The 22,805-nt window shown below is 73.4% G+C and carries 18 protein-coding genes and 1 tRNA gene; 12 read left to right on the forward strand and 7 right to left on the reverse strand.

Annotation, left to right across the window (positions count from 1 at the left end):
• Positions 1-26 precede the first annotated feature (26 nt).
• The 3 genes from purL to NO900_RS09030 all read right to left on the reverse strand — a co-directional run bounded on the left by purL (position 27) and on the right by NO900_RS09030 (position 4,666).
• Entirely contained in the window at positions 27-2,297 is a 2,271-nt protein-coding gene (gene purL, locus NO900_RS09020; RefSeq protein WP_256408883.1) for a phosphoribosylformylglycinamidine synthase subunit PurL, read from the reverse strand.
• A 509-nt stretch (positions 2,298-2,806) separates the two neighbouring features.
• The gene (locus NO900_RS09025; protein ID WP_256408884.1) at positions 2,807-4,063 is read right to left on the reverse strand and encodes an RNA-guided endonuclease InsQ/TnpB family protein; all 1,257 of its coding nucleotides are present in this window, start codon (positions 4,061-4,063) and stop codon (positions 2,807-2,809) included.
• 225 nt (positions 4,064-4,288) lie between these two features.
• The gene (locus NO900_RS09030) at positions 4,289-4,666 is read right to left on the reverse strand and encodes a hypothetical protein (protein ID WP_256408885.1); all 378 of its coding nucleotides are present in this window, start codon (positions 4,664-4,666) and stop codon (positions 4,289-4,291) included.
• A gap of 192 nt (positions 4,667-4,858) precedes the next feature.
• Between NO900_RS09030 and NO900_RS09035 the strand changes: the two genes are divergently transcribed.
• The 9 genes from NO900_RS09035 (at position 4,859) to pyrE (ending at position 15,892) form a co-directional block, all read left to right on the forward strand.
• Positions 4,859-5,884: a two-component system sensor histidine kinase NtrB gene (locus tag NO900_RS09035; RefSeq protein WP_256408886.1), complete on the forward strand. Its 1,026-nt coding sequence runs from the start codon at positions 4,859-4,861 to the stop codon at positions 5,882-5,884.
• Between the two features lie 91 nt (positions 5,885-5,975).
• Positions 5,976-7,067, forward strand: coding sequence for an MBL fold metallo-hydrolase (locus tag NO900_RS09040; RefSeq protein ID WP_256408887.1), 1,092 nt, complete (start codon positions 5,976-5,978; stop codon positions 7,065-7,067).
• Positions 7,068-7,123: 56 nt separating this feature from the next.
• Positions 7,124-8,074: a DUF4129 domain-containing protein gene (locus tag NO900_RS09045; RefSeq protein WP_256408888.1), complete on the forward strand. Its 951-nt coding sequence runs from the start codon at positions 7,124-7,126 to the stop codon at positions 8,072-8,074.
• A 2-nt stretch (positions 8,075-8,076) separates the two neighbouring features.
• Entirely contained in the window at positions 8,077-8,664 is a 588-nt protein-coding gene (locus tag NO900_RS09050; protein ID WP_256408889.1) for a DUF7269 family protein, read from the forward strand.
• Positions 8,657-9,970: a DUF58 domain-containing protein gene (locus NO900_RS09055; protein WP_256408890.1), complete on the forward strand. Its 1,314-nt coding sequence runs from the start codon at positions 8,657-8,659 to the stop codon at positions 9,968-9,970. Before NO900_RS09050 ends, NO900_RS09055 begins: the two co-directional genes overlap by 8 nt.
• Entirely contained in the window at positions 9,910-10,545 is a 636-nt protein-coding gene (locus NO900_RS09060) for a DUF7519 family protein (protein WP_256408891.1), read from the forward strand. The genes NO900_RS09055 and NO900_RS09060 overlap by 61 nt, the downstream gene beginning before the upstream one ends.
• 130 nt (positions 10,546-10,675) lie before the next feature.
• Positions 10,676-11,641: a bifunctional 2-dehydro-3-deoxygluconokinase/2-dehydro-3-deoxygalactonokinase gene (gene kdgK1 / locus NO900_RS09065; protein WP_321169219.1), complete on the forward strand. Its 966-nt coding sequence runs from the start codon at positions 10,676-10,678 to the stop codon at positions 11,639-11,641.
• 273 nt (positions 11,642-11,914) lie between these two features.
• Positions 11,915-15,226 (forward strand): PAS domain-containing protein, encoded by a 3,312-nt coding sequence (locus tag NO900_RS09070; protein ID WP_256408893.1) that lies wholly within the window; start codon positions 11,915-11,917, stop codon positions 15,224-15,226.
• Between the two features lie 117 nt (positions 15,227-15,343).
• Positions 15,344-15,892, forward strand: coding sequence for an orotate phosphoribosyltransferase (pyrE, locus tag NO900_RS09075; protein ID WP_256408894.1), 549 nt, complete (start codon positions 15,344-15,346; stop codon positions 15,890-15,892).
• A gap of 17 nt (positions 15,893-15,909) precedes the next feature.
• Here the strand turns inward: pyrE and NO900_RS09080 are convergent, their stop codons facing one another.
• Positions 15,910-16,872, reverse strand: a complete 963-nt coding sequence (locus NO900_RS09080) for an AAA family ATPase (protein WP_256408895.1) — start codon at positions 16,870-16,872, stop codon at positions 15,910-15,912.
• Between the two features lie 143 nt (positions 16,873-17,015).
• On the opposite strand from NO900_RS09080, the gene NO900_RS09085 reads away from it, so the two are divergent.
• Together NO900_RS09085 and NO900_RS09090 are read left to right on the forward strand one after the other, a co-directional pair.
• Positions 17,016-17,100, forward strand: a tRNA-Ser gene (locus tag NO900_RS09085).
• Positions 17,101-17,218: 118 nt separating this feature from the next.
• Positions 17,219-17,581: a group I truncated hemoglobin gene (locus tag NO900_RS09090; RefSeq protein ID WP_256408896.1), complete on the forward strand. Its 363-nt coding sequence runs from the start codon at positions 17,219-17,221 to the stop codon at positions 17,579-17,581.
• 48 nt (positions 17,582-17,629) lie between these two features.
• On the opposite strand, the gene NO900_RS09095 is transcribed toward NO900_RS09090, so the two are convergent.
• Positions 17,630-17,941, reverse strand: a complete 312-nt coding sequence (locus tag NO900_RS09095) for a DUF8081 domain-containing protein (RefSeq protein ID WP_256408897.1) — start codon at positions 17,939-17,941, stop codon at positions 17,630-17,632.
• 180 nt (positions 17,942-18,121) lie between these two features.
• On the opposite strand from NO900_RS09095, the gene NO900_RS09100 reads away from it, so the two are divergent.
• The gene (locus NO900_RS09100; protein WP_256408898.1) at positions 18,122-19,789 is read left to right on the forward strand and encodes an alpha-amylase family protein; all 1,668 of its coding nucleotides are present in this window, start codon (positions 18,122-18,124) and stop codon (positions 19,787-19,789) included.
• A gap of 39 nt (positions 19,790-19,828) precedes the next feature.
• On the opposite strand, the gene NO900_RS09105 is transcribed toward NO900_RS09100, so the two are convergent.
• Positions 19,829-21,397, reverse strand: a complete 1,569-nt coding sequence (locus NO900_RS09105) for a (R)-citramalate synthase (RefSeq protein ID WP_256408899.1) — start codon at positions 21,395-21,397, stop codon at positions 19,829-19,831.
• A 302-nt stretch (positions 21,398-21,699) separates the two neighbouring features.
• Positions 21,700-22,437 (reverse strand): hypothetical protein, encoded by a 738-nt coding sequence (locus NO900_RS09110; protein ID WP_256408900.1) that lies wholly within the window; start codon positions 22,435-22,437, stop codon positions 21,700-21,702.
• Positions 22,438-22,805 lie beyond the last annotated feature (368 nt).

Here is a 22,805-nt window from a genome sequence, read left to right on the forward strand (position 1 = left end):
AGGAGAGCGACGTTCGCGGTACCGCGTCAGGCCAGTTCCCGCCCGATCACGCCGCGGAGCTCCCGGATCGCGTCGGCGTCGAGCGCGGTCGATTCCTCACCGACCGACAGCGAGAGCGTCCCGTCGGTCGTCACGTCCCCGAGCCTGAGGACGGGGAGGTCGCCCGCAGCCTCCGCGACCGCCTCGGAGTCGGTCGTCTGGACGACGAGGCGGCCGGGCGTCTCGTCGAACGCCGCGACGCGGTCGGGGAGGCTCACGTCGGCGCCCGCGTCGTCGGTCACCAGTTCGGCGAGCGCGACCGCGAGCCCGCCGTCGCTCACGTCGTGGGTCGCCAGCGTCGACTCGCGGCGGGCGACCGCCGAGAGCGACGCGGCGATGTCGACAAGGGCAGGGGAGTCGGCGGCCGCGTCCGGCAGCTCCGGGAACCGGTCGCTTCCGCCCGCCTGCGCGAGGTACTCGGACCCGCCGAGCGCGTCGCCGCCGGCGCCGACGAGGAGGAGCTCGGAGTCGCCGGCGCGGTCGGCGTCGAGCGCGGCCGGCGGCGCGTCGTACCCGCGCTTCGTCCCGATCAGCGCGAGCGTCGGCGTCGGCGGGATCGGCCCCTCGACGCTGTCGTTGTACAGCGAGACGTTGCCGCCGACCACGGGCGCCCCGAGCGCGGCGCAGGCGTCGGCGAGTCCGTCGACGATTCCCTTGAAGCCGCCGTACACGTCCGGCTTCTCCGGGTTGCCGCCGTTGAGGCAGTCGACCGCGGCCAGCGGGACCGCGCCCTTCGCGGCGAGGTTGGTCGCGTTCTCCAGCGCGACGGCGCGGGCGCCCTCGTAGGGGGCCACCTCGGTCCAGTTCGGATTCGCGCCCGCGGAGAGCGCGAGGCCGACGCCCGGCCCGCCGTCGCCGCCCGCGGCGTCGCCGCCCTCGGCGGAGTCGTCGCCGTCCGCGGCCGCCTCCCGGATCGCCATGATCGCGGCGTCGTCGCCGGGCTTCACGGCGGTGCGGGCGCCGACCTCGTGGTCGTACTGGCGGTACACCCAGCGCTTGCTCGCGGTCGACGGCGCGGAGACGACCGCCTCGACCGCGTCGGCCAGGGCGGGCTCGGGGAGGTCACGGGCCGGCCGCGTCGGCTCCTCGCTCGGGAGGTCGTTCATCGGCGCGCCGTCGGCGAGGTACTCGGCGTCGACGTCGACGACGGTCTCGGACTCGCCGTCGCCCTCCCCGTCGCCCGCGAACTCGCAGACGTAGTTCCCGTCGGTCACCTCGCCGATGACGGAGCAGCCGAGGTCGAACCGCTCGGCGAGCGCGCGCACGCGGTCGACGTCGCCGGGCGCGACCTCGTAACACATCCGCTCCTGGCTCTCGGCGAGCAGGATCTCGGTCGCGTTCATGTCCGGCTCGCGCTGGTGGACCGCGTCGAGGTCGATCCGGGCGCCGAGCCCGCCCTTCGCGACGAGCTCGGAGGAGGCGCCGCCGAGCCCGGCCGCGCCGAGGTCGCGGGCCGACCGCACGAGGCCCTCGTCGACGAGGGCCTCGTTGCACTCGATCAGCCGCTTCTCGGCGTAGGGGTCGCCAACCTGCACCGCGGGGCGGTCCTCGGTCTCGGCGTCCTCCGCGAGGTCCTCCGAGGCGAAGGAGGCGCCGCCGAGCCCGTCGCGGCCGGTGCCGTTGCCGACGAGGACGAGCTTGTTCCCCGGTTCCGTCGCGGTCGCGGTCACGAGCCGGTCCGCGTCCGTCAGCCCGACGCAGGCGACGTTGACGAGGGGGTTCCCCTCGTAGCCGCCGTGGAAGGCGACGCTGCCGCCGACGGTGGGGACGCCGATGCAGTTGCCGTAGTGGGAGATGCCCTCGACGACCCCCTCGAAGAGGTACCGCGAGCGCTCGCGGTCGAAGCCGCCGAAGTACAGCGAGTCGAGGAGGGCGATCGGGTACGCCCCCATCGACATCGTGTCGCGGACGATGCCGCCGACCCCCGTGGCCGCCCCGTCGAACGGGTCGACGAAGGAGGGGTGGTTGTGGCTCTCGACGCCGAAGGTGACGTACTGGTCCCCGTAGTCGTCGGCGTCCCGCTCCGACGCGGGCGCGTCGGCCGCGTCCGGCTCGGGCAGCGCGAGGACCGCCGCGTCGTCGCCGGGCCCGACGACGACCTGGTCGCCCCCGCTCTCGAACGCCGACAGCAGCGGCCGCGAGGAGCGGTACGCGCAGTGCTCGCTCCAGAGGTTCTCGAACAGCGCGGCCTCGGCCGTCGTCGGCTCCCGACCGAGCTCGGCGACCACGAGCTCGCGGTCCGGTTCGGAGAGACTCATTCACTTACGTGGTTACCGAGCTCGTTATAATGCTTTTCTATGTACACATTCGTGCATCCAGATCGACACCGGTGGTGACGCGGGCCGCAGTACTGTGCGGTGGCGCGCGCCTCCGAGCGGCCGCCACCGGCGGCCGCGGAGGAGCGCCGCGCGAGGGAGTCGCGAGGGAGCGGGCGACCGGCGGGAGCCCCGACCGAGCGACGAGGCTGGGGAGGCGTGAGGTGCGGGGCGGTTGCGGTCGGGTGGGACTCAAAGCCCCGGCCGCGAGGAGGAAGCACGACGACGCAAGCACCGCAGCGAAGGAGTGAACGGAGTGAGCGACTGAGCGAGGAGCACAGCGAGTCGCGCGAGTCCTCGCGGCCGGGGCTTTGGAGGCGTTTTCCGTCGGTCCATCGCCGGACAATTATAACCGAGCGGCCGGGGCTTTGGAGGCGTTCGCCGCGCCGGCAACGGTTTATAATTGACATCCTCCTCCGGCTGAAGCCGGAGGAATCCCGAGCGTTGGGATATTAGGGTTTGCAGACTCCCCGTTCTCTCGTGTTGAACGACCCGCTCTCACGGTCGAACAGGAAGACTCCGGGCTGTGCCAACCAGCCGTTACTCATATCCCCCGTCGGGGGACTCTGAGTTATCCTTCTGCGAATGTTCACCGCACTGTTCACGTCCGCGTTCATCGTCGTCTCGCACGACGAACAGACGTACAACCCACGCTCCACGCGATTCGAGTCACGAATCTGCCCGCAACACGAACACGTCTTGCTCGTGTTCTCCTCGTCCACACGATCAACGATGATGCCGTGTTCCTCTGTCTTGTATTCGAGCAAGCGAGTGAACCGGGCAAACTCCCAGCCGTGGAGTTTCTTGTTCCCCGACGCACCCCAGTTCCGCGGGTCACCGTTCTCGTCTTCGCGGATGTTGCTGAGGTCGCCAACCGCTATCTTCTCCACGCCTTCTTCCACACACCGCTGGACGATGTGCTTCGAGAGAGTGTGGAGGAAGTGGTCTTTGCGTCGGGAGAGTTTCTGTCGGGCCTTCCGTGCACGACGTGACAGGCCGTTCTCGCCCTCGGTCTGGTACTCCTCGCGGGTGAAGTAGTGTTTGTCCTCTTTCAGCACGTTCCCCGGATACAGCTCCGAGGGGCCGTCTTCGTAGTCGATGGCGAGGTAGTTGCTGATTCCGAGATCGATCCCCGCCGTGTTGTCACCCGGTGCATCTTCGACTGAAATCTCTTTCTTGCAGACGAGGTGGAGTTCCCACTCGTCACCGTTCCAGACGGCACGCACCTGCTGGATGTTTTCGACTTCGACGTCGGGGCGGGGTTCGTATTCGGCGAGGATGAAGTCCGACCGACTCTTTTTCAGGTTGAAACCTTTTGAGAGGCGGAGTTGGCCGTGTTTGTCGTCGTGCTTGATTGCTCGTTTCTTCCACGTGACAGTGGAGCGGGGGTAGTCGTCGCCACGTTTCCGGTAGCCGGGTGGATTGTTGCTGTCGTTGGAGTTGTACCAGCCGGTGAACGCCTCAGCAAGCTCTTCGAGAACTCGCTGACTTGACTGCGAATGCAGGTCACTGTAGCGTTCGTGGTCTTTCAACTCCGATTTCAACTCGGCCTCGTCGGGTATCTCGTCGTCTTCGTCCCACCGCTGGTGGGCGTAGTAGCGTCCGACGTTCCACAGTTTGGATGCTGCGAACCCGCACTGGTCGAGGTCGCCACGAACCTGTTGGTGGTTCGTGATTCGGGCGACGTAGGTGCGGGTCGTCTCCAGCATCGTACTGTTTTCATAAGCAATTATGAGATTTTGAATGTTAAAACCGGCGACGGGGCGTTGAATATCCGGTTGGAGTGTCGTCGTGGGGTTGTCAGTCGGAGTGTCGGATTCATCCCGCGCCTAAAGGCGCAGGTATTCTCCTTGTTGTTTATAAACGATCAAATCTTCAAAACTGCTCACCAAGACGATGACGCGGTATCGAACGCGAACCGTCCGAACAGCTACTTATAAGCCGACGACTGCGACTCCGTAAATCACAATCGTCCCGACGGCGCCGACGGCCACCGACTTCGCGTTCAGCCGGACCGCGCGCTTCCGGTCGGCCGCCAGCGCCGCCTCGTCGAGGACCCGGTTCGTCCCGTCGCCGACGTCGAAGACGCCGATACCGGCGAAGCCAATGCAGAACCGCTCGCGGTACTGGAAGTAGCCCATCGCGGCGCCGTACAGCGGGAAGACGGAGAGCAGCAGCGCCCGGCGCGGCCAGCCGACCGCGACGACGGCGGCGACGAGACCGACCGCGAGGAGGAGCGACGCGATCCCGAGGAGGAGCCGCCGCCGCTGTTGGGCCGGCCCGATGTTACAGACACCCGGTTGGTACTCCATGCCGTCTCGTGGGCGCGCGGCGACGAAAGCGCACCGGATCCGCTCCGGAGTCGCGTCCCTCCGGCAGGGGGCGAGCGGTCGGGATCCGACCGCGCTCCGACTCCGCAAGCGACTGGGATTCGACCGCGCGAGCGACGACCGTGACGACCCATTTTATTACTGAACGGCTGAAACGAACGGACGAGAAGCGCCATGACGGACAGGTCACCTCGGGACAGGGAGATACGGCGGTATGAGACGATCCTCGACTCGCTCGACGACGCGGTCTACGCCGTGCGTCCCGACGGGACCATCGCGTACGTCAACGACCGGTACGCGGAGATGAAAGGCGTGAGCCGGGAGGAGCTGCTGGGGACGGACATCTACGACTGGGTGACGGAGGAGGCCGCGGAGAAGGCCGGCCGGGTGCGCGACGAGGTGAACGCCGGCGACCGCGACGTCGGCACGGTCGAGTACGACTTCCTCACGGCCGACGGCGAGCGGTTCCCGGTGGAGATGCGCTTCAACCGGGTGACCGGCGAGGAGGGCGAGGAGCTGGACCGCGTCGGCGTCATCCGCGACGTCAGCGAGCAGAAGCGCCGCGAGGACGCGCTCCGGGAGAAGAACGAGCGGCTGGAGGAGTTCGCCAGCATCGTCTCGCACGACCTCCGGAACCCGCTCAGCGTGGCGCGGGGGCGGCTCGACCTCGCCCGCGAGGAGTGCGACTCCGAGCACCTCGACGCCGTCGCCGACGCCCACGACCGGATGGGGACGCTCATCGACGACCTCCTCGCGCTCGCCCGCGAGGGCGACGGCGTCGAGGAGACGGAGCGGGTCTCGCTCTGCGAGCTCGTCGAGGACTGCTGGGAGGGCGTCGAGACCGCGGACGCGACGCTGCGGGTCGAGACCGACCGCGCCGTCCGCGCCGACCGGAGCCGGCTCAGGCAGGTGTTCGAGAACCTCGTACGCAACGGCGTGGAGCACGCGGGCGAGGACGTCACGGTGACGGTCGGCGACCTCGACGGCGGCTTCTACGTCGCCGACGACGGTCCGGGGATCCCCGAGGCGGACCGCGAGGCGGTGTTCGAGGCCGGGTACACCACGAACGACGACGGCACCGGCTTCGGGCTGGAGATCGTCGAGGCGGTCGCGGCGGCCCACGGCTGGGAGGTGCGGGTCGCCGAGAGCGAGTCCGGCGGCGCGCGCTTCGAGTTCACCGGCGTCGACGTGCTCGACTGAGCGGGCGCCCGCTCCGCGGCGGCGCTCGCCGACGTGCTCGACCGAGTGCCGCGGAGGCAACCCTCAAATGCGCGCCCGACGACGGGAGGGTGTGAAGCGGATCCAGCTCGGCAACACCGTGTTCGAGGGCGCGAACGACGTCTACCTGCTCGACGGCGAGACGACCGCGCTGGTCGACACCGGCGTCGCGCTCCCGGACGTCCGCGACGACCTCGCGGCGGGCCTCGCCGAGCACGGCGTCGCGTTCGCCGACGTCGACGCGGTCGCCCTGACGCACTGGCACCCCGACCACGCGGGACTGGCCGGCGAGATACAGGCCGAGAGCGGCGCCGACGTGTACGTCCACGAGGCCGACGCCTCCCTCGTCGACGGGACGGAGACGCCGCTCTTCCTCGACGGCGACCTCCAGCGCGAGACGTTCGAGCGGTGGGGGCTCCCGGATGAGGACCAAGAGCGCCTCCGCGAGTTCTTCGACGCGGTGAGCGCCGACCTCAGCGGCCGTCCCGCCGAGGTGACGGCGATCGCCGACGGCGACGCCGTCGAGGCCGGCGGCGTCGCGCTGGAGGCCGTCCACCTGCCGGGTCACACCGCCGGGCTCACCGGCTTCGCGTTCGACCCGCGCGAGGTCCCGGGCCACGAGCCGGTCGGGCGGAGCGGGCGAGGACCGCGGCGGGGGTCGGACCGCGCCCGCGGCGAGTCGACCGCCCCCGCGGAGCTGTTCGCCGGCGACGCGCTCCTCCCGCGGTACACCCCGAACGTCGGCGGCGCGGACGTCCGCGTGGACGCGCCGCTCGCGGCGTACGCCCGGAGCCTCGCGCGGGTCGTCGAGCGCGACTTCGACGCCGCGCACCCGGGCCACCGCGAGCGGATCGACGACCCGAGCCGGCGGGCCGCGACGATCCTCGACCACCACCGCCACCGGACGCGGCGCGTGCTCGCCGTCCTCGCCGACCGCGGCCCCGCGACGGCGTGGGAGGTGTCGGCCGAGCTGTTCGGCGACTTGGTCGACATCCACGTGCTCCACGGGCCGGGCGAGGCGTTCGCGCACCTCGACCACCTCGCCGACGCCGGGGTCGTCGAGCGCGACGGCGCCCGCTACCGCCTCGTCGACACGGACCCCGACGTCGACGCGCTGTTCCCGACGACGCCCCTGGACGGCGCCGTCGACGGCGGGGCGGACTGACGGCGACGCAGCGCCCCCGCCGAAAGCTATTCCCGCGGCACGGCGTACCCCCGGACGTGCAACGGGACGCCCTCGCCGCGGTCCTCCTCGCCCTCCTCGCGGTCGTCGCGCTCGGCGTCGCGGCCGCGACCCTCGACTCCGCCGTGAGCCTCGGCGGCGGCGGGCTCGGCGGCGGCGGTGACGCCGGCGGACCGGGCGGTCAGAGCGCCGACCTCGGCGCGTCGCCGGCCCCGAGCGGCGGCGGCGCCCTCTCGATCCCGCCCGCGTGCTACGAGTTCCTCCGGGAGCCGCCGGCGCTGCTGGCGTTCGCCGCGGTCCTCTTCGGGCTCGCCGCGTTCGTCTACCGGGACACGGGCTCGGGGCTCGCCGCGGGCGCCGTCGTCGGGTCGCTGGGGGTCCCGACCGCCGCGCTGGGGTGGCTGCTCTCGGCCTGCCGCCCGGTCGACGAGGGGGTCGAGTTCGCGCTCGGCGCCGCGGCCGACGAGGGCGGGTTCCTCCCCGAGGGCGGCGGGGGGCTCGGCGGGGCCGGCGGCGGGGAGGGGACCGCCTCGGCGCCGGAGCTCCTCTTCGCCCTCGTCGTGGTCGCGGCCCTCGTCGCGAGCGTCGCCGTCCTCCTCGGCGCCGGCGGCGACGACGAACCGACCGACGGCGAGGCCGCGGCCGAGAGCGACGGCGGCGACGAGCCCGGCGACCCGGACCTCCGCGCGGTCGGGCGGACCGCGGGCGCGGCGGCCGACCAGATCGAGCGGTCCGACGCCGACAACGAGGTGTACCGCGCGTGGCGCGACATGACCGAGGCCCTCGACGTCGAGCGCCCCGCGTCCTCGACGCCGGCCGAGTTCGCGGCCGCGGCCGTCGACGCTGGCGTCGACGAGGAGCCCGTCGCCGACCTCACGGCCGTCTTCGAGCGGGTGCGGTACGGGGGCGAAGAGGCGACCGCGGAGCGCGAGCGCCGGGCCGTCGAGGCCCTCCGACGGATCGAGGAGCGCCACGGGGGTGCGGCGTAGCCGTGCGCCCCCTCGTCGCGCTCGGCGTGGCGTCGGTCGCTGTCGGCTTCGTCGCCGCCGTCGACCGCGGGGTCGCGAGCGCGCTGGACCCGTCGACGACCGTCGTCACCCTGATCGGCGCGCTCGGCGCGGTCCAGGGCGTCAGGTACGCGAACGCCCGCCGCGACCGGGAGCGCAGAGCGGCCGACCCCGGTGACCCGGAGCGGCGGGCGCCGGCGACGGTGCCCGGCGCCGACCTCGACGAGCGCGTCGCGCGGGCGACCGGCTCCGCGCTCCGCGGGCACCGGGCCCGGCGGGAGCTCCGCGACCGGACCAGGGAGCTCGCGGTCGCGGCGGTCGCCCGCGACCGGAACGCCTCGACCGAGGCGGCCGCGGAGCTCGTCGAGGGCGGCGAGTGGACCGACGACGCGACCGCCGCCGCGTTCCTCGCGCGGGAGTCGTCGTACCCGGTCCGGATTCGACTTCGGGCGGCGCTCTCCGGACGCTCGCGCTACGGGTTCGGCCTCCGGGCGGCCGTCGACGCGATCGGTCGGCTGGAAGGAGACGAGGAGGGAGGAGGCGACGGGAGGTCGGGGGCGAGCGATGCGTGAGGACGACGGGGGAGCGACGACCGAGCGCAGGGCTCTCCGCGAGGCCGAGACCGGGCGCTGGGACGGAATTCGCGGGGCGGCGCTCGCCCTGGTCGGCGTCGGGGTCGTGACGCGGCGCCCGAGCCTCGTGCTCCTCGGCGCGGTGGGGGTCGGCTACGCCCTGTACGCCGGCGTCGGCGAGGCGCCGGCGGCGACCCTCGACGTGAGCCGGACCGTGAGCGACGCGATCCCCGAACCGGGCGACGAGGTGACCGTCGCGGTCCGGGCGCGCAACGCGGGGGACGCCCCGATCGCCGACCTCCGGCTCGTCGACGGGGTCCCGCCGGGGCTGGCGGTCGTCGACGGCCCAGCGCGGGTCGCGACCGCGCTCCGCCCGGGCGCGTCGGTCGCGTTCGAGTACGTCGTGCGCGCGAGCCGCGGCGAGCACGAGTGGGAGGCGCTCACGGCGATCGCGCGGAACCCCGCCGGGTCGCGCGAGCGGACGACCGAAGTCGACCCGGCCGACCCCGCGCGGGTCGTCTGCACCCCGGAGCTCGCCGCCGGCGGCGACCTCCCCCTCCGCGGGCTGACGACGCGGTACCACGGCCGGATGCCGACCGACGTCGGCGGGTCGGGCGTGGAGTTCCACGCCACCCGCGAGTACCGCCGCGGCGACCCCCTCAAGCGGGTGGACTGGAACCGGCGGGCGCGGACGGGCGAGCTGGCGACCGTGGAGCTCCGGGAGGAGCGCGCCGCGACCGTCGTCCTCCTGATCGACGCGCGGGAGTCGGCGTACGCCGCCGCCGAGCCCGAGGGGCGGACCGCGGTCGAGGCGAGCGTCGGGGCCGCCGGCCGGGCGTTCCGCGCGCTCCTCGACGGCGGCGACCGCGTCGGCATCGCGGCGCTCGGCCCCGTGGACTGCTGGCTCGCGCCGGGCGCCGGGACGGCGCACGCCGCCGAGGGGCGCGAGACGCTGGCGACCGACCCCGCGCTGGCGCCGACGCCGAGCGGGCAGCGGTTCTACCGGTCGCGGTGGCTCCGGCGGTTCCGACGGCGGCTCCCGGCCGACGCGCAGGTGCTCTTCTTCACTCCCCTGATCGACGACGCGGCCGCGTCGCTCGCGCGCCGGATCGACGCGCACGGCCACCTCGTCACCGTCCTCTCGCCCGACGTGACCGCGGGCGGGACCACCGGCGAGCGGCTCGTCCGGTTCGAGCGCCGCGAGCGGCTCCGGGAGCTCCGGTCGGTGGGGATCCGCGTGGTCGAGTGGGACGGGGAGCCGTTCCCGGTCGCGGTCGCGCGGGCGACGAGCGGGTGGTCGCCGTGAGCGGTGGCGGGGCTCACGGCGAGGAGGGCGACGACGGCAACGACTCCGACGATCCCGACGACCAGGACGCGCCGACCGACCGACCCGAGCGCGACGCCCGCCCCCCGGCGCTCGCCGTCGTCCTCAGCCTCGTCGCGGCCGCGGTCGCGAGCCTCGCCGCCCTCCTCGCCGCGCCGCTCGGGGGCGCCCTCCTCGGCGCCGCGACGGTCGCCCTCGCGGCCGGGTCGGTCCGGCGGTCGCACCGCCTCCTCTCGTGGGCGGCCGGGATCGGGCTCGTCGGGCTCGCCGTCGGGGGGTACCGGGGCGGGAGCGTCGAACCGCTGCTCGTCGGCGGGGTCGCGCTCGCGGTCGCGTGGGACGCCGCGGACCACGGGCTCTCGGTCGGCGAGCAGGTCGGCCGCGGCGCCCGGACCCGCCGGAACGTCGCCGTCCACGCGGGGACGACCCTCCTCGCGGGCGCGCTCTCCGTCGGCGTCGTCTACGGCGTCTACCGCGCCGCGGCCGGGTCGCAGCCGGTCGCCGCGCTCGCGCTGCTGCTGTTCGGGGCGGTGGCCCTGGCGTCGGCGCTCCGGTGAGGGGAGGTCGGGCCGGGGCGGGACCGATCGCCTGTCCTTTTGTATCGCCCCGCCGACGGGTCGGTATGGACATCGCAGCGACCCCGGCGATCGCGGCGGCCGCGTTCCCTCCGAGTCACGGTTCCGCGGGGTGGTCGGCGTGACGGACCTCGTGACGTTCGGCGAGACGATGCTCCGGCTCTCGCCGCCGCGCGGCGAGCGCCTGGAGACGGCCCGGTCCCTCGACGTGCAGGCGGGCGGGGCGGAGAGCAACGTCGCGGTCGGCGCGTCTCGGCTCGGCGCCGACGCCGTCTGGCTCTCCAAGCTGCCGGAGTCCCCGCTCGGCCGCCGGGTCGTGAGCGAGCTCCGGAGCCACGGCGTCCGGACCGGCGTCGCGTGGGCCGACCCCGCGTCGAGCCGCGTCGGGACGTACTACCTCGAACACGGCGGCGAGCCGCGCGGGACGAGCGTGATCTACGACCGCGCCGACGCCGCGATCACGACGGTCGAGCCCGGGGAGCTGCCGACCGCCGCGCTGGAGGCGGCCGAGCGCTTCCACGCGACCGGGATCACCCCGGCCCTCTCCGACCGCGCGGCGGAGACGACGACCGCGCTGCTCCGCGCCGCGGGCGAGGCCGGCGCGACGCGCTCGTTCGACCTGAACTACCGGGCGAAGCTCTGGGGCCCCGAGGCGGCGCGGGCGGCGTACGAGGAGCTGTTCGCGCACGTCGACACCCTCTTCGTCCCGCGGCGCGACGCCCGGGAGGTGCTCGACCGCGAGGGCGACGCCGTCGAGATCGCCCACGGGCTCGCCTCCGAGTTCGGCTTCGACGCCGTCGTCGTCACGCGGGGGAGCGAGGGCGCGGTGGCCCTGCGGGACGGGTCGGTGTACGAGCAGGGCGTCTTCGACGCGGAGACGTTCGACGCGATCGGCACCGGCGACGCGTTCGTCGCGGGCTACCTCGCGCGGCGGCTCGACGGCGGGGGCGTCGCGGACGCGCTGGAGTGGGCCGCCGCGGCCGCCGCCCTGAAGCGGACCGTCGACGGCGACCTCGCCGTGATCACCCCCGAGGACGTCGCCGACGTCGTCGGCGGCGCGGCCGGGATCGACCGGTAGCGGTCGGCGTCGCCGCGTCGCGCGCGGCGACGAGCGTTTCTCTCGGATCGGTCGCTCTCGCCGGCGACGACCGTCGGCGAAATCGACGGACGGCGACGTTCGACCGGAAAATATCGAGAACGGGAACTTCGGGGGAACGGTTATCACCCCCCTTCCGGTAGTGATGGCGTATGAGTGGACGGCCCGATCGCGACCGCCGACCCGAGGCGTCGGCGAACCCTGCCCTCCGAAACGGTGAATGCGGCGCAGTCAGAGGCCGCGCGCGCCGGGGAGATGAGCGCTGACCGACCGACCCTCCACGTCGGCGGTCGCGGCGACCTGCCGGACGAACCGTGGACGAGCCTCCCGGACGGGACGGCGCTGACCGAACCGGACGGCGCCGCCGAGAGCGGCGCCGACGCGGCCCGGCCGGTCGTGATCGTCCGCCTCGGAGCGACCGGCGGCGACGCGGGCGGGCGGCTGCGTCGGGTCCGGGAGCGGTTCCCCGACGCGCCGGTCCTCGCGTACACCGCGGACGACGACGCGGACGCCGCGATCGACGCGAGCCGGCTGGGGGTCGAGTACGTCTCCGGGCGGCGGCTGGCGGCCGACGGCGAGACGCTCGCGGAGCGGGCGGCCGAGCTGGCGGAGTCGGCCGCCGAGCCGGCGGGGCCGGCCGGAAACGAGGTCGCGGGGACGGCGAGCGGGGAGGGCGAGGACCCGTTCCTCGAACGCTTCGTCCGGATCACCGCCGACCGGACCGCGGAGCTGGAGGAGAAGCTGGACGCGCTGCTCGACCTCGGCCGCGAGCGGCTCGGCCTGTCGATCGGCTACGCGTCGCACACGACCGACGACCGGTTCGCCGTCCGCCGGCAGCGGGGCGGGGACGAGCTGCTGGAATCGCTGATCGAGCGCGGCGTGATCGACGAGGACGGGACCATGCCGCTGGAGGACACGTACTGCCGGCGGACGGTCGGCGGTGTCGGGGACGACGCCGGGAAAGCCGGCGAGGACCCCGGGAGCGACGGAACCGACGCCGACGGCGGCGTCGTGGCGTTCACCGACCCCGCCGAGGCGGGGTGGGAGGGCGACCCGACCCACGAGCTGTTCGGGCTCGGGAGCTACATCGGCGGCCGGATCGTGGCCGACGGGGAGGTCGTCGGCACCCTCTGTTTCGTCGACGAGTCGAACCGGAGCCGCCCGTTCACCCCCCGGGAGCGGCTGTTCGTCGAGCTGCTCGCCGACTGGCTCGGCCGGGCGTTCGAGCGCCGTGCGGCCCGCGAGGAGCGCGAGGCGGCCGTCGACCGCCTGGAGGACACCCTCGAACGGATCGACGACGCGTTCTTCGCGCTGGACGACGAGTGGCGGTTCACCTACGTCAACGAGAAGGCGGCGGCGCTGCTCGACCGGTCCCCCGGGGAGCTCGTCGGCGAGAACGTCTGGGAGGAGTTCCCCGACGCGGTCGGCGAGACGTACGAGGAGCGCTACCGGCGGGCGATGGCGACCCAGGAGTCGGTGTCGTTCGTGGAGCGCTACGAGCCCCTCGACCTGTGGACCGAGGTGACGGCGTACCCCTCGTCGGACGGGCTGTCGGTGTTCTTCTCCGACGTCACCGACCGGAAGCGCCGGGAGCGGATCCTCGAACGCCTCCTCGGCACCGTCGAGGAGATCCAGCGGGCCGACGACAGGGCGGCGGTCGCCGACCGGCTGATCGAGGCCGCCGACGAGATCCTCGGACACGAGATCGGCGGCGTGCGGCTGTACGACCCCGACGCCGACCGGCTCCGGCTGGTCGCCACGAGCGACGGGCTCGGCGAGGCGTTCGCCGACCGCGGGCCGCGGCCGCCCGGCGAGGGGGTCACCGGCGAGGTGTACGCGAGCGGCGAGCCGTGGGTGTGCGACGACGTCGCCGCGCTGGGCGACGACCGCGACTACCACGAGATGCGCTCGTTCGCGGCCGTGCCGCTCGGCGAGCACGGCGCGTTCGTGGTCGGCGCCCCCGAACCGGGCGCGTTCGACGAGGACGACGTGTCGGTGCTGGAGCTGCTGGCGACGAACGCCGTCGCCGCGATGGACGCCCACGATCGCCGGCGCCGGCTCCGCACCTACGAGGACGCGCTCAAGAACGTCGACGACATGGTCTGCGTGCTCGACGCCGACGGCGCCGTGACGTACGCCACCGAGCCGTTCGCCGAGTGGCTCGGCGCGGACTCGGCGGCGCTCGTCGGGCGGCGGATCCGCGACGCGCTCCCGGCGGCGGACGGCGACCGCGTCGCCGACGCGGTGAACGCGGTCGGCGAGGCCGAGGCGAGGGCGACGGGGAGCGACGCGGGGGAAAACGGGAGCGACGCGGGGATCGAGCGGGTGCGACGGGTGGAGGTCGCCGTCGAGCGCGACGGGCGGCGGCGACACGGCGAGCTGCGCCTCTCGCCGCTGTCCGAGGGGTCGAGCGGGGTCGTCGCGTCGCTGACGGACGTCACCGACCTCCGGCGGACGCGGACGGAGCTCTCGCACGAGCGGGACCGCTTCGACCGGCTGTTCGAGCGCCTCCCGGACCCCGTGATGGAGGTCGCGCTCGAACCGGACGAGACGGTCATCGCCGGGGTCAACCCGGCGTTCGCGTCGCAGTTCGGCTACGACGCGGCCGCGCTCCGCGGGCGGACCATCGACGCGCTCGACATCCGCGACGACCGGCTCGCGGGCCTGGGCGACGAGGCCGGACGCGCCGGCGACGGCGCCGGGCCGACGGACGGGAGCGGCGAGGCGAGCGAGCGGTCCATCGACGAGCGGGTGCGCGACGAGGGGTTCGTCACGACGGAGGTCCGCCGGCGGACCGTCGACGGGCCGCGCGAGTTCCTCTTCCGCGGGTTCGCCTACGAGACCACGGACGGGCGCCGCGCGTTCGGCATCTACACCGACATCACCGACCGGCGGCGCCGCGAGCGGTACTTCCGGGTCGTCAACCGCATCCTCCGGCACAACCTCCGGAACGAGCTGAACGTCGTCTTCGGCTTCGCGAGCGAAATCGCGAACGACGCCGCGGACGAGCAGACCGCCGACTACGCCCGCCGGATCGAGACGACGGGGAAGCGGCTCGCCGGCCTCGCGGAGGGGGCGGCCGAGATCAGGCGCGTCGTCGAGGAGGGGATCGTGAGCGACCCCGACCCCGTGTCGGTGGGGCGGGTCGCCGCGGCGGTCCGCGAGGAGTACGCGGAGCGGTACCCCGAGGCCCGGATCGACGTCGCGGTCCCCGACGACGCCGTCGTCCGCGGCGACGAGCGGCTGGCGGAGGCGATCGGGCACCTCGTCGAGAACGCCGTGGTCCACTCGCGAGGGGACGGGCCCAGAGTCGAGATCGCCGCCGAACGCCACCCGGAGACCGGGACCGTCAGCGTGCGCGTCGCCGACGACGGGCCGGGGGTCCCCGAGGGCGTCCGAGGGGTCATCACGGGCGAGGCGGAGGTGACCCAGCTCAACCACAACACCGGCATCGGGCTGTGGATCGTCGCCTGGATCGTCGAGGCGTACGGCGGCGAGGTCGCCTTCGGACCGGGGATCGACGGCGAGGGGACGACCGTCACGCTGCGGCTCCCGGCGCCGGAGTGAGCGGGGCGGCGCGCCGGGGCGGACCGAGACCGCGTCGCGCGACGCTCCGCGCGTCCGTCGCGGCCTCGGCGCCCGCGTTCCGACCCGTTTATGGTCGCCGCCCCGTCCCGTGAGGGTATGACCGACGACGAGCGACGACGCGAGCTGATCGCCGCGCTCCGCGCGGCCGACGCCGTCAAATTCGGCGAGTTCGAGCTCTCGCACGGCGGGACGAGCGACTACTACGTCGACAAGTACCTGTTCGAGACCGACCCGGAGGCGCTGACGCTCGTGAGCGAGGCGTTCGCGGCCCGGCTCGCCGAGACGGACGCGAAGCTCGCGGGGGTCGCGCTCGGCGCGGTCCCGCTCGTGGCCGTGACGGCCGCCGAGCTGGGCCGCCCGTACGTCATCGCGCGCAAGTCGGCGAAGGAGTACGGCACCGGCAACCGCATCGAGGGTCGGCTCGACGAGGGCGAGGCGGTCGTCGTGTTAGAGGACATCGCCACGACCGGGCGGTCGGCCGTCGACGCCGTCGAGGCGCTGCGGGAGGCCGGCGCGACCGTGGACCGCGTGCTCGTCGTCGTCGACCGCGAGGAGGGGGCCGAGGAGCTGTTGGCCGAACACGACGTCGAGCTGGAGTCGCTGCTGACGGCGACGGAGCTGCTGGCGGAGCGCGACGAGGGGTAGGCGGTCTCCGCCCGGCGTCACGCCTCGGCCGCCTCGACCGTCGGCACCGCGACCCGGTCGAGGACGTCGGCGATCACGTCGCGCTCGTCGGCGTCGTTGACGGCGGCGTCCGGGGTCAGGACGAGCCGGTGCGCGAGCGTCGGCTCCGCGACGCGCTTCACGTCGTCCGGGGTGACGAACTCGCGGCCGGCGAGGACCGCGGCGGCGCGGGCCGTCTCGAACAGCCGCTGGGTGCCGCGGGGCGAGACGCCGACGTCGACGCGGCGATCCTCGCGGGTCGCGCGGGCGAGCGCGGCCATGTATTCCAGGAGGTCGTCCTCGACACGGACCGTCTCCGGCACCTCGCGGAGCGCCGCGACGGCGTCGGGGTCCAGCACGCGCTCGACCGTCGGCGCCCGCTCGGCGCGGCCCGCGCGCCGCCGGAGCAGCTCGACCTCGCCGTCGTCGTCGGGGTAGCCGATCGAGGTCTTGACCGCGAAGCGGTCGAGCTGCGCCTCGGGCAGCGGGAACGCGCCCTCGCTCTCGACCGGGTTCTGCGTCGCGATGACGTAGAACGGGCTCGGCAGCTCGTGGGTGTCGCCGTCGACGGTCACCTGCCCCTCCTCCATCGCCTCCAGCAGCGCGGCCTGCGTCTTCGGCGGCGCGCGGTTGATCTCGTCGGCGAGCACGACGTTCGCGAAGACCGGGCCGGGCGAGAACGAGAAGGAGCCGTCGCGCTCGTCGAAGACGTTGGTGCCGGTGACGTCGGACGGGAGGAGGTCCGGGGTGAACTGGATCCGGGAGAACTCCAAGCCGAGCGCGGTCGCGAACGAGCGCGCCGAGAGGGTCTTGCCGGTGCCGGGCGCGTCCTCCAAGAGGACGTGGCCGCGGGCGAGGATCCCGAGCGTCACGCGGTCGAGGAACTCGCGGTCGGCGACGACCGCGCCGCCGACCTCGTCGACGACGCGCGAGCAGGCCGCCGCGGCTTCGGGGACGTCCATACCGGCCGCACGGGAGCCGCCCCGAAAAGCGTTGCCGGCGGGGGTCCGAGGACGGTCGCGCCGCGGCGACGAGGGGGCGCCGCCGAGGGGGCGCCGCCGGCGATCGAAACGCATAACAGCGGAACCGGCCAACACGGAGGTGAGCCGAGGTAGCCTAGCCTGGCCAAGGCGGTAGATTCGAAATCTACTGTCCATTCGGACACCGGAGTTCAAATCTCCGCCTCGGCGCTTCTCCCGAGTTCCGCGCGTCAAGCCGCGGCGCCGGCGATTTATACGCGACGCCACGCGCGATCAGCCGGCGGCGCCCCGGGGAAAGAGCCATACGTCGCGCCCGTGACCGAATCGTATGTCCGACGCGACCCTGTACGACCGCCTCGGCGGCGAGCCGGCCGTCGGCGCGGTCGTCAACGAGTTCTACGAGCGGGTGCTGGCCGACGAGCGGGTGGCGCACCACTTCGACGACGTCGACATGGCCGACCAGCGGTCTCACCAGACGAAGTTCCTGAGCGCGGTCACCGGCGGGCCGATGGCGTACGAGGGCGACGACATGGAGACGGCCCACGAGGGGCTGGGAGTCACGGAGGACGAGTTCGACGCGATCGCGGCGCACCTCGACGCGGCGCTCCGCGAGTTCGACGTCGCCGACGCGGACCGGGAGGTGGTGATGGAGACGGTCGAGGGGTACCGCGACGACATCGTCGAGGCGTGACCGGCGGGTAGCGGGCGAACGGGAGCGACCGGGAGCGCGAGCGATCCCCTACGACTCCCCGCCCAACGACTCCTGTTCGCCTCCGGCGTCGCCCCGCAGCCGACGCCGGCGCTTGTCGTACGCCGCCTCCAGCTTCGCGTTCGTCGCCCGCGAGACGAGGTAACAGTCGACGTCGTCGCCGTCGCGGGGGTGCGCGCTCGCGACCCAGACGTGGCCGTCCCCCGTCGAGAGGTCGGCCGCCCAGCGCTCCGCGGCCGCGCGGCTCTCGAACGAGTGGCGGGGGCCGTCCTCGAAGACGAGCCGCCCCACCTTGGCGTTTCGCTTGCGCGCCGAGGGCTTCACCGCGACGACGACGCTCACGGGCGTCGTTCGAGCGGGCTCGCTTAAAAACCTCGTCAGACGCTGCCGGTCGGGGCGCGGGACGGCCCAGTCAGGGCGCGGGACGGCCTAGTCGCGGCGCCGGACGGCCTATCGCCGTCGACGGGCAGGGACGACCGGCGAACCGCAAGAATCCAGACCCTCGCCTCCCTACCCGAACTCATGAGCGACCCGGCCTGGTACGAGGACGCGACGATCTACTCGCTCGACGTCAAGACGTTCAACGACGGCGACGGCGACGGGTGGGGCGACTTTCGGGGGGCGACCGAGCGCCTGGACTACCTCGACGAGCTCGGGGTCGACGCGCTCTGGGTCCGGCCGTTCTACCCGAGCCCGCTCCGCGACAACGGGTACGACGTCGCCGACTACTACGGCGTCGACGACCGGCTGGGGAGCCTCGACGACTTCCGCGAGTTCGCCGACCGGGCGCACGAGCGCGGCATCCGGGTGATCACCGACCTCGTCTTCAACCACACCTCGGACGAGCACGAGTGGTTCCGGCGCGCCCGCGAGGACCCCGAGTCGGAGTACCACGACTACTACCTGTGGACGAGCCACCCGGACGACGCCCACCAGCGCGGCAACATCTTCCCGGAGTACGAGGACGGCGTCTGGACCCACGACGAGGTCGCGGGCAAACACTACTTCCACCAGTTCTACGGCCACCAGCCCGACCTCAACGTCGCGAACCCCGCGGTCCGCGGGGAGCTGTACGACGTGCTCCGGTTCTGGCTCGACCAGGGCGCCGACGGCTTCCGGATCGACGCCGCCCACCCGATGCTGATGCCGAAGGGCCACGACGCGACCACCCTCGACGAGACCGACCTCGGCGACGCCATCGAGCTGTTCAGGGAGATGCGGCGGGTCGTCGAGGCGGAGCAGTCGGACGCGGTGTTGCTGGCCGAGGCCGACGACGAGCCGGAGCACCTCGACTACTACTTCGGCGACGGCGAGGCGTTCCACCTGCAGTTCAACTTCGTGATGAACGCGCACCTCACCTACGCGGTCGGCGTGAAGGACACGTGGCCGCTCCGGCGGGCGGAGGAGATCCTGCCGGACGTCTCCGAGGTGGGCGGCTGGGTGAACTTCCTGCGGAACCACGACGAGTGGAACCTGCTGAAGCTCCCCGAGGAGGCGTTCGAGCACGCCCGCGAGTACTTCGGCGACGACGCCGGCGACTCCTGGATCTTCGAGCGCGGCCACCGGCTCCGGCTCGCCGACCTGTACGCCGGCGACCGCGACCGGATCGCCGTCGCCCACAGCCTCCTCTTCTCGTTGCCCGGCTCCGTCGCGCTCCAGTCCGGCGACGAGATCGGCATGGGCGCGGACCTCTCCCTGCCGGAGCGCGAGGCGGTCCGCACCCCGATGCAGTGGGACGACTCGGCGAACGGCGGCTTCTCGACCGCCGCCCCCGAAGACTGCTACAACCCCGTGGTCGACGAGGGGAAGTACGCCTACGATCGCGTGAACGTCGCCGCCCAGCGCGGCGACCCCGACTCGCTGCTCTCGCGGGTCAAGGCGCTCGTGGCGGCCCGCGACGCCTGCCCCGAGATCGCCCGGGGCGACTACCGAGCGCTCGACACCGACCACAAGGAGACGCGCGTCCACCGGTTCGACGGCGACGGTGAGGGAGCCGACGGAAACGAGACCGTCCTGCTCTGCGCGCACAACCTCGCGGACGGGCACCGCGAGGAGGTCGTCGGCTTCGACGTCGACCCGGCCACCGTCGAGCACGTCGTCGGCGACGGCGGGCACTACGTCGCGGAGGGAGGCGTCACGTTCGAGCTCGACGCCTGCGACTACGTCTGGCTGCGCGGCGAGAAGCGGTAGCGACGACGGCGCGTCCGGTCGAGGCGGGGCCCTCGCCGTTCAGTCGTCCGCGATCGCGCTCGGTTCCGCGTCCGCCTCGGCCGAGAGCAGTCGGTCGAGCCCGTCGACCATCGCGACGACGCTGGCGCGGGTGATGTCCGCGTCCGTCGAGGAGACCGAGACGGACCGGTCGCCGCGCGAGAGGTCGACCTCGACGGTGACGACCGCGTCGGTGCCGCCGGTGATCGCGTCGACGTGGTAGGAGTCGAGGTCGAAGGAGACGCCGCCGGGACCGTCGCCCTCGGCGCCGTCGGCGTCGGCGGCGCCGTCGTCCGCCAGCGCGGCCCGCACGGCTTCGAGGCCGGCGTCGACGGGGCCGGCGCCCGTGCCGGAGGCGACCCGCTCCTCGTCGCCGACGCGGAGCCGGACGGACGCGGTGGGGAGGTTCCCCCCGGAGGTGGCCGTCAGGTCGACGAGCTCGACGCGGCGGTCGCGCTCGCGGCCCTGCACGTCCTCGGTGATCGCGAGCAGGTCGGCGTCCGTGACGCGTTTCCCGCGGTCGCCGAGCTCCTTCACGCGGCTCACGACCGCGCTCAGCTCGTCGTCGTCGACCGCGACGTCGTGCTCGGCGAGCGCGGCCTTGACGCCGGCGCGGCCGGCGTGCTTGCCGAGGACGAGCCGGCGCTCGCGCCCCACGGTCTCCGGCGGGTACGGCTCGTACATCGTCCCGTCCTTCAGGGTTCCGTCGGTGTGGATCCCGGACTCGTGGGCGAAGGCGTTGGCGCCGCAGACCGCCTTGTTCGGCGGGAGTGCGACGCCGGTCGCCTCCGAGACGGTCCGGCAGAGCCGATAGAGCCGCTCCAGCTCGACCGTGTCGACGTCGTACGACCGGTCGAGCGCGACGGCGACCTCTTCGAGGGCGACGTTGCCGGCGCGCTCGCCGACGCCCATCACGGTGCCGTGGACGGTGTCGGCGCCCGCCTTCAGCCCGGCGTGGACGTTCGCCACGCCGAAGCCGAGGTCGTCGTGGGTGTGGAGGCTCGTCGGGCCGAGCTCGGCGAGCCGGGAGACGACCGCCGCGGTGCGCTCCGGGTCGGCCGCGCCGACCGTGTCGCAGTAGCAGATCCGGTCGGCGCCCGCGTCGAGGCCCGCGCCGAGCAGGCGTTCGAGGTAGTCGAGGTCGGCGCGCGAGCCGTCCTCGCCGAGCACCTCGACCCAGAGGCCGTGGTCCGTGGCGTACTCGACGAGCTCGACCGTCGTCTCGACCACCTCGTCGCGGGTCGAGCCGACCTTCGTCTCGACGTGTTTGTCCGAGGCGGGCACGACGAGGTTGATCCCGTCGACGCCGCAGTCGAGCGCGTGGTCGACGTCGCGTTTCACCCCGCGGGCGAAGCTCGTCACGGTCGCGTCGAGCCCCTCGCCGGCGACCCGGCGGATGGCCTCGCGCTCGCCCGCGGAGGTGCACGCCGAGCCGGCCTCGATCAGGTGCATCCCCGCCGCGTCGAGCGCGCGGGCGACGTCGACCTTCTCGGCCGGCGCCAGCGAGACGCCGGGCATCTGCTCGCCGTCGCGCAGGGTGGTGTCTAACAGCTGTACCTCGTCGAGGTCGGTGAGTGGTGTTCGGGTCAAAAGGGAGTCCGTCGGCTCTGCGGTGGGTTCGGGGTCGGTGCCGCCGCGGGGCGGTCGTGCCCCGGAGTCGTTATCGTCGGAGAATTTCGCGGCCAGCCGCCGCGAGGCGACTTCCTCTATCCTCCGAACGACCGCGATCGTCGCGTGTCATTCGTGTCCGTGGCGACGCGTCACACGCATATAAACGGACGGGTCGCGACAGGAATGACCGACGGATCGTCGGCGACCGCGGCGGTTCGGCGAGGATCCGTTAACGGAGTTCGTCAGCGAGAGGGCGGCGCGTCGCGCTCGCCGGGAGACCGCTAGCCGAGCAGCGACCGGAACGACCGGCGCCCGACCCCGCACTCCTCGCGGTAGTCGCAGGCGGAACACCGGTCGTCGTCGACGCGCGACGGCGGGCCGTCGATCGCGCGGGCGGCCCGCAGCGCCCGGCGGTAAGCGGCCTTCTTGCGGGTCGTGAGTCGGACCTCGCGCGCGGCGCCGACGCTCGGGTACTCGACCAGCGCGCGCGGCACCTCGCGCTCGCGCTCCCACGCGACCGCCTTCGCGACGGCGACGGCCCTGACCGCCTGTGACCCCCAGACGCCGTTCTCCGGGGGCTCGCCCGGCGAGACGACCGTGGGAAGGGGCGGCTCGTCGTCGCCCGGCGCGTCGGCGGCGGCGTCCTCGCCCGGCGCGTCGGCGGCGGCGTCCTCGCCCGGCGCGTCCGCGGCGTCGCCCCCGGCGCCGAGCACCTTGTGAACCGTTCCGTGACAGTCCTTCCCGGAGACGAACGCGCGCTCGCGAGCGGGGTCGACGAGCCAGTCGTAGTCGTCGCGGCCGCGGAGGCGGTCGAGGTTCCGGCGGTAGGCGGCCGGCGAGCGCCGGATCGGGAGCCGGCGGAGGGTCGCGTCCGGCGCGTCGACGAGCGCGGGGTAGCGATAGGCGAGGTCGATCCGGGCGCGGGCGTCCGGCGGGACCGCCCGGTCGTCCTCGCGGCGCGCGTAGTAGAGCTGTCGAGGGCAGTAGGCCGCGCGAGCGAGGTCGCTGAAAGGGATCACGGAGCGGTTGGGCGCGGTTTCGTACATAAGGAGTCGACTGCGGATAAACGACGAACACCGCCAAAGCCCCGGCCAGCCGGCCGTATGTGGTCGAATCCGGATCCCTAGCGAACACCGCCAAAGCCCCAGCCGCGAGGACGGCGCACGCTCGCTGCGCGCCTCACTCGGTCGCTGACGCTCCCTCGTTGCGGTGCTTGGGTCGCCTGCGCCGTCCTCGCGGCTGCCCCTTTGAGTCCCACCCAACCGCTCCGCACCGCAGCCTCGCGCCTCCCCAGCCTCGGCGGACGGCCCGGCGCGGGCAGAGCCGCGCCGGGCCGCCGCCTCCCTCGCGGGCGGGGGGCGGCCGGGGGGCCCGCCCCGGCGCGCCC

The organism is Halorubrum rutilum, from assembly GCF_024494565.1.